Here is a 14,557-nt window from a genome sequence, read left to right on the forward strand (position 1 = left end):
GTGGAGCTGTCCTGGTACAGGCTGCACGGGCAGGTGCCCACGGGGGTGTCGGGTTTGACCGTGGTGAACGACCACGACCCGCCCTTGGTCACCAGGTCGCCGCCGACACTCGTGGCGCTGATGGTGGCCGTGTACGTGGTGTTCTTCGCCAGCACCGCGGCCGGGGTGAACGTGGCCGTGCGGGTGCTCGGGTCGTACGCGGTGCTGCCGGCCACGGCCGTGCCGGAGGGGTCCTTGNCGGGACCTGCTGGTTGGCGGACAGGGGGGACGTGTCGGTTTGCTCGAAGATGGCGTCGACGTAGTAGTTGCTGCCCTCGTAGCTGTTCGTGGGGAAACTGCCGTTGGTGTTGTACACCCCGGCCGGCGGTGCGCCGAACCCGCCGGCCACGGACAGGGGCGCCGCCGAGGTGCCCGCATACGCCCAGTAGTAGTTGGCGTAGGAGTAGTGGCCGTTGGGGGCCGAATACGAGACCACGTACGTTTGTCCGGCGGTCACCTGCACGGGTGAGACGAACCGGGCGCTCTGCCATCCGCTGGCCGTCTCATTGGTGAACGTCACCGTGGCCAGCTTCGCCCCGGCGGTGCTCCACAGGGTGCCCGTGTGGGTGCCGGTGTTGGCCGCGCTCTTGTAGAAGCGGACCCCGGAGATGAACCCGTTCTGGTTGGGTGTGAACTGCAACCCCATTTCGACGGAACTCGCGTCCCCGGAGTCCGGGTTCTTGGGCACCTCGTTGCCGAGGAGGCTGTAGGGACCGGTGACCTGGATGTTCGTGGACGTCGGTGTGGCCGGGTAGTTGGCGCTGTCGTCGACGCCGCGGGCCAGGATCGTGGTGGCGCCGACCCCATGCTGGATGTAGGAATACGTCCAGCTGGTGGTGCCCTGCGCCGGATGCCAGCTGGCCCCGCCGTCGGTGGACACCTCGACACCGACGACGACGCCGCCGCCGGCGTCGGCGGCCGTGCCCGTCACCGTGACACTGGCGCCGTTGGCTATCGAGGCCCCGGCCGCCGGGGACGAGATGACGACGGTGGGCGGGGTCTTGTCCGTGCTGGCCGTGGCCTTGACCAGGGACGCGTCCAGGGTCAGCGGCTGGGCGCCCATGTCGGCCAGCAGGTTCACCTCGGCCTGTTGCATGCGCGGATCGGCGGGTGCGCCGTTGCCGTCGTGGGTTTGGTCCAGGCCCCACGTCCACTGCACGCTGCCGGCGGAGAAGATCAGCGCCCCGCTGGCGGCCTTGTACAGCGTGATGTGGTGCGTGGTGGTTCCGGGGGCCACCGTGTTGCCGAAGTCCTGCAGGTACTGGGGGACGGAGCCCACCGTCGTGGACAGGTCGATCAGTCCTTGCGGCCGGAACCCGTTGTCGAGGTCCTCGTTGGATTCGTAGCCGACGGTGTGGGGTGCCAGCGCCTGGGTGGTGCCGGGCGCCATGGACGTCAGCGACGTGTTCCGCCACAGCCGGGTCTGGCCCTGGGCCGCGGTGACCGTCACGGGCAGGTCGGTGTAGTTGGACATGTAGATGGTGCCGCTGAGCGCGTTTTCGGGGATCCCGGCCCCGTTGGCCTTGGAGGCGAACCGGGGATCGCGCCACGTGCCGGTCCACTCGGGGGACGGATCGATCTTGGCGTTCGACCACGTTTCCTTGTAGCACGTGATGGTCCGGTAGCTGGTGCCGTCGGTCGTGGAGGCCTCGTAGCGGGTATGCCAGTAGTCGTCGTTGCCGGACAGGAACTGCAGGTTGACGCCGGCGTCCCCGGCGGCCTTGATGTTGGCACGCTGGTTGGCGGACCAGTACTCGTCATGGCCCACGGAGAGGAACACGTTGTGGTTCTTGATGAGGGAGCCGTAACGGTCGGAGTCCACCCCCGCCATGTAGGAGACGTCATAGCCGTTCTTTTCCAGGAACCTGACCATGGGGTACTCGTTGGCGAAGTAGAAGTCGCGTCCCTCATTGTCGCCGCGCGTGACGACCGGGCGGTTGTAGCTGATCTTGAAGGCCCGGCCGATCTCGGCGCCCTGGTAGAAGTCGGCACCGCCGTACGTGTTGTACGCCTGCCACGTCGGATCGGAGGTTTGGAACACCACGGTGGAGTGGCTGGCGTCGTTGCGGACAATGAACGTGATCTGGCTTTGCCCACCCGTGTCGGTGCGCGTCAGGAGGGCGATGTAGACGCCCGAGACGGCCGTGGACGGGACGGCCCACGAGGCGGACAGGGCCCAGTTGCCGCAATCGTACAGTTGCGTGGTCACATCGGAGAGGCACTGGGGCTGGGTCTGCGGCAGTTTCGCCGACGGCGTCACCGAGGCGATCTTGCGGGCCCCCAGGCCCTGGTACCAGCCGGTGCGGTAGATGTCGACCGTGTAGGCGGCGGCGTTCGTGTTGACCTTGAAGCCAATGGTGTTGCCCGCGTTGACGCTGATGTCGGTGGAAAAGCCCTGGATGGACGAGTCCCCGGCGCCGCTGATGTCCCACACCGAGGGGTCGGTTCCCGGCTTGCTGTTCTCACAGCTGACCGGGTTGCTGCCGGCCCCGCACGGGTCAAGGGCGGAGGCCTTGGCGGCAAACGCCGTCACGAGGTACGCGGACACCAGGGCCATGACCATGAGGATGGCCAGAACCCGGCGGCCCGGCCCCCAGCCGGTCGCCGGAAGGATACCGGACGCACCGCCGCGACCATCACGTCCAACCGATGACCGTGTGCGCCTTTGCGATCGACTTGATGATTTCAAGGCGGGGTTCCCCTGTCGCGAGAGACCGAACGTTGTTTAAATGCAGTGGCGCTTAAATGCAGCGGCGGACAGATGCTGTTGCCGGGGGCAAGCACCAATCCAATCAGAGGCTAGGACGGCGGATGCGCGGAGGCAAGGAAAATCGGCAGAGACAAGTAGTGCCGGCGCGAAAATCGAGTACTCGGGGAAGGCCCGGTCAGCGACCTGAGTAGTAGGCGGCCAGGCGGGCCAGGCCGTCGTCGATGGTGATGGCGGGCGTCCAGTCGAGGACCTCCCGGGTGCGGCGCTGGTCGAACCAGTGCGCGGTGGAGAGCTGTTCGGCCAGGAAGCGGGTCATCGGCGGCTCGTCGTGCACCCAGCCGCGCGAGCCGGCGAACGTCCACGCCCCCTCGATCGCGGACCCGGCGGAGCGCGCCAGCCAGCCCGGAACCGAGCGGGAAGGAGCCCGCACCCCGGCGGCCGCGCAGATCCCCGCGATCAGTTCCCCGACCGGGCGCGGCTGCCCGTTCGTGACCACCAGCGCCTGGCCGTGCGCGTGGCCCATGCGTTCCAGGCCGCGGACGATCGCGGCCGCGGCGTTGTCCAGGTACGTGGTGTCGATGAGTGCCGTGCCGTGGTCCAGCAGCGGCAGCCGGCCTGCCCGTGCCCGGTCCACCACGCGCTGCACGAGCTGTGTGTCGCCGGGGCCCCACACCACGTGCGGCCGGATCGCCGTCACGCGAAAATCCACGGCATCCGCGGCCAGGGCCAGCAGTTCGGCCGCGGCCTTCGACCGGGCGTAGTGTCCGTGCGCCCGGGACGGATCGGCCGTGCCGGCGCCGGCGCCGGCGATCGAGGAACCGAAATGTGCCACGGACGGGGACGACACGAACACGAAGTCGCGGACCCCGGCGGCCCGGGCGGCGGAAAGCAGCACGCGGGTCCCGTCGATGTTCGTCGCCACGAATTCGCTCCACGCGCCGGTGAACGACACCTTCGCGGCCAGGTGGATCACCGCATCCACGCCGTCCACGGCACGCGCCACGGCGTCCGGATCGGCCACCGAGCCCTGCACGGACTCCCACCCGGAATCGACGGGCCGGCGCTGCAGCGTGCGCACCCCGTACCCGGCGTCGGCGAGCAACTGCGCGACCGCGCCGCCCAGCAGGCCGCTCGTGCCGGTCACGAGCACCCGTCGGCCGGCCACGGCGTCAGGGGCGGCGCGCGGCGAACCCGCGGGCGTCGTCGTACGCCTGTTCACGCCCGCCGTCCCGCAAGCCTGCGGGCAGCCCACGCCGCCAGGGCCGTCCGGTCGATCTTGGAGTTGTGCCGGATGTCGGTGGGCATGGCGTCGATGACCAGCACGGCGGCGACGTCCATGCCAACCCCGTCCACGCCGGTGGCATCCGCCACGGCCGTGCGCACGGCCGCGGCCAGCGCGGGGGACGCCAGCCCGGAACGTTTCGCCGGCGGGGCCGTCTCCACGATGGCCACGGCGGCCTGGGTGCCCGCCGGTCCAACACCGACGACGGCGGCGCGCGCCACCGCGGGCACGCCCTGGGCCGCGTGTTCCCCGGCAACGGGGGTGCGAACCCCGGCGGGGGTGGTCAGGATGTGGCCGAGCCGGCCCTCGACCCACAACCGGCCGGCGTCGTCCAGGTGCCCGACATCGCCGCTGCGGTGCCAGCCCGGGATCGACACGCTGGCCCGTTGGGTGATCCACAGCCGGTCGTACCGCTTCTTCACGTGCGGGGCGCTGACCAGGATCTCCCCGGTGACGCCCGGCTCGAAGGACGGCTGGCCTGCCACGGAACCGTCCGCGGCCAGGGGCGCGATCGCCACGGTGGCGCCGCTGACCGGGGTCCCGACGCACACGCCGTTGCCGTTCCCGGCCGCCCGGATGCCGGCAAGGTCGATGTCCGTCACCGGCAGCGCCTCGGTCATGCCGTACGGGGTGTGCAACGACGCGTTCGGGACCAGGGCCTGAACCCGCGCGAGCAGCGGTTCGGCGATCGGCGCGCCCGCGGACAACAGCAACTCGACAGTGGCCAGGGCCGCACGCTGGCCGTCATCGAGCGCTCCGGACGTGGCCAGCACGTTGACCAGCGCGGCCGGGGACGCGAACACCGTGGTCGCCTGCACGGCCCGCGCCGCCTCGGCCAGGGCGACGGCGGTCAGCGTGGCCGGCGCCGTGACGTCCATGGCCGGGGTGACGGACGTGGCGCCAAGTGCCGGGCCGAGCAGCGCGAACGGGGCGAAACCGGCCACGAGGGCGGTGCCGGCGCGCAGGTCGTACGTCGACCGGAGCGTGTCCCGCATGGCCGCGAGCCGGCGGTGCGTGTACACGACGCCCTTCGCCGGGCCGGTGGAGCCCGAGGTGAACAGCACGGCGGCGTCCGCGTCCGGATCGGCGGGCGGGAACGGCACCGATCCCCGGCGTGCCCTGCCGGCGGCCAGCAGCGAGGGCACGGTCGCGGCGACGTTCAGCAGGCCGGCCTTCCGCACCGAAAGCGGTCCGGCGGCAATCCTGAGGCCCGGCCAATTGAACAGCCGGGCACCGGCCAGGGCCCGCTCGATGCCGACAAGATAGGTCGGCCCGGCACCCTTGATGGCCCGGCTCATGCCCGCAGTGCCGAGTCCGGCGTCGGCCACGACGACGACTGCGCCCAGCCGCAGGCACGCGTAGATCAGCGTGGTCAGCCCGATGCCGGGCGGGACGAGCAGGCTGACCCGGTCCCCGGCGCGCACGCCCAGCCCGGCCAGGCCGGTGGCCAGGTCGTCCACACGCTCGGCCAGCTCCGCCCAGGACAGGGCCGTGGAGGACGCGCCCGGCGCCATGTCGACGACGGCCACGGACCGGTCGCCGCGGCGCGAATCCAGCTCGGCCAGCATGGGGGTGTACGTTTCGACGGGTCGCGACACGCTCGCAGGGCTCGCTGCTCCACCGCCGGCGGCGAGGACGTTCCGCGCCAGCCAGTCAAACATCGGGGTGGCCACGTCCCGGTCCTCCTGGACCAGGTGGCCGGCACCCTCGAAGCGGTGCACGTCGGCCTGCGGCAGCCGGTCCATGAGGTCGCGCAGGTACCGGTCGGAGAACACCGGGTCCTTCGGCCCCCACAGCAGCAGCGCCGGCACGTCCAGCGACCGCACGGCCTCTGAAACGGAGGCAAGCGCAGCCCAGCTCGGGTGCCCGGGCGCGGCCGGGATGTCGGCCACGAAGTTGCCCACGCCGGCGCGCCGCGGAACCGTCAGGTACGGGGCCATGTACGCGGCACGGACCTCCGGGGCCAACGGCGGCCGCGCCAAACCGTGCGTGACGCGCAGGAAGGCGGCCGACGTCGTCGTGCCCCACGTGTGCACGGCCGGGTGGAGCGCCAGCGACAACGCCGGCGGAAGTGAAAAGCCGGCCGGGTGCACGGCGGTGTTGGTCAGCGCGACGGCGGCGAGCCGCTCGCGCTGCCGGCTCGCCCAGCCGAGCGAGATGATGCCGCCCCAGTCGTGCCCCACGGAGACCAGCGGGCCGGTGGCCGATGGCCCAGTGAGCCCGAGCGCGTCGGTGAGGTCGCCCAGGTCGGTGATGCGGTCGGCGAGGCGGCGGAACGTGCCGGTGCGTTCGGAGAAGCCCATGTCGAGCTGGTCGACGGCGATCACCCGCCACGGACCGCCCGCGGCCACCGTGGACGCGGACGTGGCGCCGGCCAGCAGCGTGCGCCACAGGTACGACCAGGTCGGGTTGCCGTGCACGCACAGCAGCGTCCCGGCGGGTTCACGGCCGGCCAAGTCGTCGATGTTGTCGAGGACGTGCCACCGGCGGTGCGTGCCGGGCAGCTCGATCGACGCCGTGGACGGCACGGACAGGGTGCGGGACCAGGACGCGGGGACGCCCGGCCACAGCTCGTCGGGGGTGGACAGGTGGGCCGTGCCGGCTACCACGCAATTTCCATCATGGTGGTGTTCAGCCCGGAGCCGACGCCCATGCACAGCACGCGGTCGCCCGCGGCCAGCGTCTGCGACTCCTGGGCCAGCGTCATGGGCAGCGACGCCGGGCCCACGTTGCCCCACTTCGGGAACGTGACCGGGACGCGGGACTTGACCAGGTTCACGGCCTTGATGATCGCGTTCGTGTACGAATTCGAGACCTGGTGGGTGACGTAGCGGTCCATGCTGCGCCAGTTCCAGCCGTCCCTGTGTGCCTCGTGCCAGGCGTCGGTGACGAGTTCCAGCCCGTTGTCCAGCAGCCCCTTCGTGTCCGTGAACATGCCGTCCGGCCCGCCCACGCACAGCTCGTGGTGGGCCGTGCCGGCGCGGGAGACGCCGCCGAGGATGCGGTGGCCGCCCGGGTGCGCGTCGGCCGGGCCCAGCACGGCGGCCGCCGCGCCGGAGCCGAGCGTGAGGGTGGCGAATTCGCGCAGGTAGTCGTCGCGGGTGGACGTCTCGGCGTTCAGCCGGCGGAACGTGGTCTCCTGCGTGGCCTGGGCGTCCTCGCCGGCCACGATCAGGGCGTACCCGATCTGGCCGGAATCGATCATGTTGGCCGCAAGCGTCATGCCGTTGACGAAACCCAGGCAGGCGTTGGCCAGGTCGAAGTTCATGGCCGACGACGGCAGCCCCAGCCCGTTGTGCACCTTCACGGCCACGGACGGTTCCAGGTTGCGGCGTGTCACGGACGTGTTGATGAGCAGGCCGATCTCGCCCGGTTCGACGCCGGCCTCCGCCATGGCCTTGGCCCCGGCGTCGATGGCGGCGTCGTCGAACTGGGTTCCGGGGGCCCACCAGCGGCGCTCGGTCACGCCGGCCACGCGCTCGAGCAGCCGCTTGGACAGGCGCAGCCGCTTCAGGCTGGGGGCCAGCCGCGTGTCGAACTCGGTGGAACTGACGACGACGGGCGCCTCCACCGCGGAGACCGCCAGGAGCGAGGTGTTGGTGTGTCGAAACGTCGCGTTGCCGATCAAGTTCCAGCCTTTGTGTTGTCGAAGTTCTGGTCGATATGCGGAATTGTTCGGGCCGCGGGGACGGGCCATTCGTCGCCGCAGACACGGCGGGCCCGTCCCGGAAAATACCCAACTTGTTAACTATGCACCCAACGCGGACGTTCCCGCACATACGCCGCACGGCATAAACAGGCGGCGAACAGGCCGCCTTCCCGCATGGTTGTCGGGGCGGCACGGTAGATTGGGGATAGTTCATTCCGCCTGCAGGAGCCTGTTTTCAGGAGACACTGATTTTCAGGAGACACCGATTTGCATTTGAAGAGTCTGACCGTGCGCGGGTTCAAGTCCTTCGCCTCGGCCACAACCTTCGACTTTGAACCCGGCGTGACGGCGGTCGTGGGCCCGAACGGGTCGGGCAAGTCCAATGTGGTGGACGCGCTGGCCTGGGTCATGGGCGAACAGGGCGCCAAGACGCTGCGCGGCGGCAAGATGGAGGACGTCATCTTCGCCGGCACGGCGGGCCGCCCGCCGCTGGGCCGCGCCCAGGTGTCGCTGACCATAGACAACACCGACGGCGCGCTGCCGATCGAATACTCCGAGGTCACCATTTCGCGGACCCTGTTCCGCACGGGCGGCTCCGAATACGCCATCAACGGCACCGGCTGCCGGCTGCTGGACATCCAGGAGCTGCTCTCCGATTCGGGGCTGGGCCGGGAGATGCACGTGATCGTCGGCCAGGGCCAGCTCGACAAGGTCCTGCACGCCACGCCCGAGGACCGGCGCGGGTTCATCGAGGAGGCGGCCGGCATTCTCAAGCACCGCCGGCGCAAGGAAAAGACGCTGCGCAAGCTGGACGCCATGGGTGCCAACCTGGCCCGGCTGACGGACCTGACCACGGAGATCCGCCGCCAGCTCACGCCGCTGGGCAAGCAGGCCGAGGTGGCCCGGCGGGCGCAGACCGTGCAATTCGACGTGCGGGACGCCCGGGCCCGGCTGCTCGCCGACGACATCGTCCAACTCACCACGGCCGCGGCCCAGGACACGGCCGCCGAGGAGGCCATGAAGGCCCGCCGGGCGGAGGTCGAGGAACTGCTGCGGGCGGGGAGGGAACGCCAGGCCGAGCTGGAACGCCTCGGCGCCGCCGCCACCCCGGCCCTGAACGCGGTCCGCGACACGTGGTACCGGCTCTCCGCCGTGAAGGAACGCTTCGCCGCGCTGGCGCAGCTGGCCGCCGAACGCCAACGCCACCTGGGCGCGGCGGAGCCCGCCCCGGACCCCAGTCGCGACCCCGACAAGCTGGCCCGCCAGGCCCGGCAGGTCCGGGACGAGGAGGCGGAGCTGGAGCTGGCCCTGGAGGAACGCCGGATCGGCCTGGAGACGGCGCTCGAACTCAAACAGGACGCCGAGGCGGCCGTGCGCGAAGAGGAACAGCGTGTCACGGCCCTGCTGCGTGCCACGGCCGACCGTCGCGAGGGGCTGGCCAGGCTGGCCGGCACGGTCGCCTCGGCCCGCTCCCGGGTCGAGGCCGCCGAGGCGGAGATTGGCCGGCTCCGTGGGTCCATGTCCGCCGGGACGGACCGCCGCCGGGTCGCCGCCGAGGAGTTCGCCACACTCGAGGCGCAGGTGGCCGGTGTGGAGGAGGGGGAGGAATGCCTCGACGCCGATTACGAACAGGCCGCCGCCGCGCTCGCCGTCCTGGACGCAGAACTCGAGCAACTGACCACAGCCCAGCGCACGGCCGAGCGGGAACGCGACGCCCTGGTGGCCCGCCGCGACGCGCTCGCCGTGGGACTGCGCCGCAAGGACGGCTCGGCCCACCTGCTCTCGGCCGGGCTGGACGGTGTGCTCAGCGCCGTCGCCGACCTGCTTGCCGTCGAGGCCGGGCATGAGACGGCCATCGCCGCTGCGCTGGGCGCCGCCGCCGAGGGCGTTGCCGTCAGCGGGGCCAGCGCGGCCGTCGATGCGCTGGAACTGGTTAAGAAGGACGACGGCGGCCGCGTCACCCTGGTCGTCGCCGGCCCCCCCTCCCAACTGGTGGACAGTAGCTGCACGAAATCCGCGGATTCCGAGCAGCTACTGTCCACTCGATTGGCGGTGGGGGAGGCCGTGCGCGCCGTGGCGGGCGCCGCCGTCGGACGTGCCGTGGTGACGTGCCCGCCCGAGCTGGCCGACGCCGTCGACGCCCTGCTGCACGACGTGGTGCTGGTGCCGGACTTGGCCGCGGCGGCCGAGGCGGTGGCCGCGTATCCGGGGTTGACCGTCGTCACGGCCGCCGGCGACGTGCTGACCGCGCATGCCGTGCACGGCGGGTCGGCCGGGGCGCCGTCATTGCTGGAATTGCAAGCCGACGTGGACCAGACCGAGGCCGACCTGGCGTCCGTGACGGCGGAGGGGGAACGGCTGCGGTTTACGCTGGCCGCCGTGCAGGCCCGGCGGCAGGAGGCGGCGGCCGCCCAGGCCGCCGCGCTGGAGGCGCTGAACGATTCCGACGCCCGGCTGGCGGCCGTGACGGAGCGGTTGGGGCATCTGGGCTCCGTGCTGCGGTCGGCGTCGGGGGAGTCGGAACGGTACGAGGCGTCGCTGGCGGCGGCCACCGAGAACCGCGACCGGGAGCAGGCCGCGCTGGCCGAGGCGGCCGACCGGTTGGCCGCCGCGCGGCAGGCCCCGGCCGACGCCGAGCCGTCCATGGAGGGCCGGGACGCGCTGGCCGCCCAGGCCAGCGCGACGCGGGCCGTGGAGATGGAGGCCCGGCTGGCGCTGCGCAGCGGCGAGGAGCAGCTGACGTCGATGCGCAACCGTGCGGCCGGGCTGGAACGCGCGGCCGCCGTGGAGCGGGCGGCGCGGGAACAGGCAGCGGCGCGGGCCCGGCGTCGTCGGTACCAGGGCGCCAAGGCCGCGTCCGTTGCCGCGGCCGTGGAGGTCATGCTGGCGCGGATTGCGGCGTCGATTTCGATGGCCGCCGAGGAACGGGACACCGCCGAGGAACTGCGGGCGGAACGGGACGCCGAGTTGTCCGGGATCCGTGTGGCCAACGCGGCCCTCGACACGGAGCTGGCCGCGTTGACGGATTCCGTGCACCGGGACGAGCTGGCCCGGGCGGCCCAACGTCTGCGGATCGAGGCCTTGGAAAACAAGGCCATCGAGGAGCTCGGGCTGACCGTGGACCATCTGCTGGCCGACTACGGGCCGGACACGCTGGTGCCGCCGGGTCCGGGGGAGGCCACGGACAAGTGGGCGGCGCTGCGTGTCGAGGTCGACGCCGACGGGTCGCCGGTGCGCGACGGCGTGCCGTTTGTGCGGGCCGAGCAGGAGAAGCGGCTCAAGCGGGCCGAGAAGGACCTGGCCGCGCTGGGCCGGGTGAACCCGCTGGCGCTGGAGGAGTTCGCGGCGCTCGAGGAACGGCACCAATTCCTGGCCGGCCAGCTGGAGGACCTGAAGAACTCGCGCAAGGACCTGATGGACATCATCAAGGAGGTCGATGCGCGCGTGCAGGAGGTGTTCTCCGCCGCGTTCGCGGACACGGCCGTGCACTTCGAGCGCGTGTTCGGCCGGCTGTTCCCGGGCGGGGAGGGCCGGCTGGTGCTGACCGACCCCTCCGACATGCTGACCACGGGCATCGAGGTCGAGGCGCGGCCGGCCGGGAAGAAGATCAAGCGGCTCTCGCTGCTCTCCGGCGGGGAGCGCTCGCTGACGGCCGTGGCACTGCTGGTGGCCATTTTCAAGGCCCGGCCGTCCCCGTTCTATGTCATGGACGAGGTCGAGGCCGCGCTGGACGACACCAACCTGGGCCGGCTCATCACGATCTTCGAGGAGCTGCGGGAGTCCAGCCAGCTCATCATCATCACGCACCAGAAGCGCACCATGGAGGTCGCCGACGCCCTGTACGGCGTCACCATGCGCGGCGACGGCGTCTCGACGGTGATCAGCCAGCGGCTTGAGCCCGCCGCGCGGTGATTGAGCTTGTCGGTGATTGAGCTTGTCGAAATCCCGGTGTCTCGACAAGCTCGACCACCGGTGATTGAGCCTGTCGAAATCGGGTCTCGACAAGCTCGACCACCGCCGCGCCCCCTCGGCCCGGTTCCCGTCAACCCCGGGTCCCGCGTGCCGGCAGCCAGAACAGCATGCCGACCAGGGCGACGGCCGTGGCCATGGTGAATGCCGGGCCGTAGGAGAACGCGTCCACGAGCACGCCGGCCGCGATCGGGCCGATGATGGTGCCGAAGTCCTGGCTCATCTGGAACGTGGCCAGCACCTTGCCACCCGAGCGCTCATTGCCGATCACGTCCGCCACGGTGGCCTGCTGTGCCGGGCCCATGAGTCCACTGCCCAGTCCGGCGATGGCCGAGATGACAAAGAACCAGAGCTCCTCGCCGGTGAATCCGAGCAGCCCCATGGCGACGCCGTTGACGGCCAGGCCAAGCAGGATCATCGGTTTGCGCCCCCACGTGTCGGCCAGCCTGCCGGAGAACGTCAGCGCGACGGCCGTGCCCACGGCGAACACGGCAAGCGACGTGCCGGCGACCTGCGGGCCCGCGTGGAGGACCGCCGTCGCGAACAACGGCACCAGCGCCATGCGGATGCCCATGGCCGACCAGCCGTTGGCGAACGCCGACACCAGGACGGCCCGGTACGGCGGCAGGCCCAACGCCTGCCGCAACTCCATGGGCTGCTTCTCGGCGGCCGGGGCGCCGACGCGGGTGCCGGCCGGGACGCCAACGCCAGGTGCCAGCTGCGTTGCCACGAGAATGGCCACGATCACCAGGGCCCCGGCGTAGACGAGGAACGGCAGTTGCAGCCCCAGGCCGGCCAGCAGGCCGCCGACGGCAGGACCGGCGATGTTGCCCAGCAGGAACGATCCCGAATACAGGCTCGACACCCGGCCGCGGGCCTGCGGCGGCGCCAGCCGGATCAGCAGGCCCATGGCGGCGACGGTGAACATGGTGGACCCGATGCCGCCCAGCCCGCGGAACACGAGCAGCTGCCAGTAGTCCTGCGCGAACGCGCACGCGGCCGACGACGCGGCCACGATCAGGATGCCGAGGATGTAGGTCCACCGTTCGCCGAGGCGTTCGACGAGCACGCCGCTGAGCGGGGCGAAGACCAGTCGCGTGAACGCGAACGCGCTCACGACGACGGCTGCCGCACTGACGCTGACATGGAAACTCTGGGCGAATTGCGGCAGGACGGGGGCGACGATTCCGAAGCCGATGGCAATCAGGAACGCCGCGGCGACCAGGACCTTGATCTCCCGGGGGAGCGCCACCCGAGCGCTCAGGTCGGGGCTTGTCGTTTGGCGGGTCATCACCCTAGATCCTCCCACGCCTCCCAAGTAGGGCGCACTTGCGCACCATTCCGGGCCCGAATCGGTGCGCAACTGCGCCCTACTTCGCGGGAAGTCGGCCCGTGAGAGACTGGACGAGTGAATCAGACTCTTGCCGTCATCCTGTACATCGTGATCGGGCTCGCCGTTGTCGGCGCCCTGATCCCTGTCTTCCTGAAGGCGCGGAAGAATTCGCAAACACATGCCGGGACCCGGGACGCCAACGATCCGGCGCCCACGGCATCCGCGGCCCCGGCGGCGACCGGCACCCTGCTGGAGGACCGCCCCGCAACCCAGGCCCCGCCGTCGTCCACCGAAGCGGCCGCGGATTTGGAGTCCCTCCTGGAGGAACCGGCCGCTCCGGCCGTGGAGCGGCCGCTGCCCGTCGAGGGCCGCCTGGTGCGGCTGCGCGCCCGCCTGGCGAAATCCAACAACGCGCTCGGCAAGGGGCTGTTGGCGCTGCTCTCCCGCGACACCATCGACGAGTTCGTGTGGGAAGAGGTCGAGGAGACGCTGCTGCTGGCCGACATCGGCACCGACTCGACCACGGCCCTGGTGGACACGCTGCGCGAGCGCGTCAAGGTACTCGGCACGCGGGATCCCGAGCACGTCCGGGCGTTGCTGCGCGAGGAACTCATCCGGCTCGTCGACCCGACCATGGACCGGACGCTGAAGATTGACCGGCACGACGACCGGCCCTCGGTGCTCATGGTGGTCGGTGTCAACGGCGTGGGCAAGACGACGACCGTCGGCAAGCTGGCCCGGGTGTTCGTCGCCGAGGACAAGGACGTGCTGCTGGGCGCGGCGGACACGTTCCGCGCGGCCGCGGCCGAGCAGTTGGCCACCTGGGGTGCCCGGGTGGGCGTGCCGACGGTGAAGTCCGACGTCGACGGCGCGGATCCGGCGTCCGTCGCCTTCGAGGCGGTGAAGGCGGGCATCGAGCAGGAAGTCGACGTCGTCATGGTCGACACCGCCGGGCGCCTGCAGAACAAGGTCGGGCTCATGGACGAGCTTGGCAAGGTCAAGCGCGTCATCGAGAAGCAGGCCACGGTCGACGAGGTGCTGCTCGTGCTGGACGCGACAACCGGCCAGAACGGCCTGACCCAGGCCAAGGTGTTCTCCGAGGTCGTGAATATTTCCGGCATCGTGCTGACCAAGCTGGACGGCACCGCCAAGGGTGGCATCGTCGTCGCCATCCAGAAGGCCCTCGGCGTGCCGGTCAAGCTCGTCGGGCTCGGCGAGGGCCCGGACGACCTGGCCCCGTTCGACGCGGAGGGCTTCGTGGACGCGCTGCTCGAGGGCTGATTCATTCCGTGAAAGTGCCCGCCTCGGCGGGCACTTTCACGGTCACGGCGACTTTCGGACGCGCGGGGCGCCACGGATCACGTTCACGTCAATCCAGTGAGCAGATCACGCCGTTCTGGAGGTCGTCCGTCAATCCAGTGAGCAGATCACGCCGGAATTCCCCGCCCGGAACGTCGTCATCTGCGCACTCAATGGGGGCGTGGGCACCAGAGCGTCCCGATCTGCACACTCGACTATGAGGTTCGGCCCCGGAACGGCATGACGCGGCGCGCGGCTGTGGATAACTTCTGCACG

Annotated in this window: 7 protein-coding genes and 1 pseudogene; 2 read left to right on the forward strand and 6 right to left on the reverse strand. The window is 70.9% G+C overall.

Features of this window, described 5'->3' with window-relative positions; genetic code table 11:
* The 5 genes and pseudogenes from EJC77_RS21450 to EJC77_RS13455 form a co-directional block, all read right to left on the reverse strand.
* Window positions 1-215, reverse strand: a 215-nt coding sequence (locus tag EJC77_RS21450) for an Ig-like domain-containing domain (RefSeq protein WP_338069479.1), incomplete at its 3' end; no start/stop codon positions are given.
* Between the two features lie 140 nt (window positions 216-355).
* Window positions 356-2,602: pseudogene (locus tag EJC77_RS13440) on the reverse strand (N,N-dimethylformamidase beta subunit family domain-containing protein); the annotation flags it as partial.
* 322 nt (window positions 2,603-2,924) lie between these two features.
* Entirely contained in the window at window positions 2,925-3,914 is a 990-nt protein-coding gene (locus tag EJC77_RS13445; RefSeq protein WP_125613558.1) for an NAD-dependent epimerase/dehydratase family protein, read from the reverse strand.
* A 50-nt stretch (window positions 3,915-3,964) separates the two neighbouring features.
* A complete protein-coding gene (locus tag EJC77_RS13450) occupies window positions 3,965-6,640 on the reverse strand; it encodes an alpha/beta fold hydrolase (RefSeq protein ID WP_240630246.1) in 2,676 nt (891 codons plus the stop codon).
* Window positions 6,634-7,659 carry a 3-oxoacyl-ACP synthase III gene (locus EJC77_RS13455; RefSeq protein WP_205787302.1) on the reverse strand — a complete coding sequence of 342 codons (1,026 nt, stop codon included), beginning with the start codon at window positions 7,657-7,659 and terminating at the stop codon, window positions 6,634-6,636. The genes EJC77_RS13450 and EJC77_RS13455 overlap by 7 nt, the downstream gene beginning before the upstream one ends.
* A 288-nt stretch (window positions 7,660-7,947) precedes the next feature.
* Here EJC77_RS13455 and smc point away from each other — a divergent pair, with 288 nt between their 5' ends.
* The gene (smc, locus tag EJC77_RS13460; RefSeq protein WP_205787304.1) at window positions 7,948-11,592 is read left to right on the forward strand and encodes a chromosome segregation protein SMC; all 3,645 of its coding nucleotides are present in this window, start codon (window positions 7,948-7,950) and stop codon (window positions 11,590-11,592) included.
* A gap of 130 nt (window positions 11,593-11,722) precedes the next feature.
* On the opposite strand, the gene EJC77_RS13465 is transcribed toward smc, so the two are convergent.
* Entirely contained in the window at window positions 11,723-12,940 is a 1,218-nt protein-coding gene (locus tag EJC77_RS13465) for an MFS transporter (RefSeq protein ID WP_125613488.1), read from the reverse strand.
* A gap of 117 nt (window positions 12,941-13,057) precedes the next feature.
* On the opposite strand from EJC77_RS13465, the gene ftsY reads away from it, so the two are divergent.
* Entirely contained in the window at window positions 13,058-14,263 is a 1,206-nt protein-coding gene (gene ftsY / locus EJC77_RS13470; RefSeq protein ID WP_125613490.1) for a signal recognition particle-docking protein FtsY, read from the forward strand.
* Window positions 14,264-14,557 lie beyond the last annotated feature (294 nt).

The sequence above is a fragment of the Specibacter cremeus genome (assembly GCF_003946885.1).
GTDB classification, from domain to species: Bacteria; Actinomycetota; Actinomycetes; order Actinomycetales; family Micrococcaceae; genus Specibacter; species Specibacter cremeus.

What these genes read in the sequence shown, in the direction of transcription:
- EJC77_RS13465 (WP_125613488.1), bottom strand. Translation starts at nt 12,940, where the DNA reads ATGACCCGCCAAACGACAAGCCCCGACCTGAGCGCTCGGGTGGCGCTC.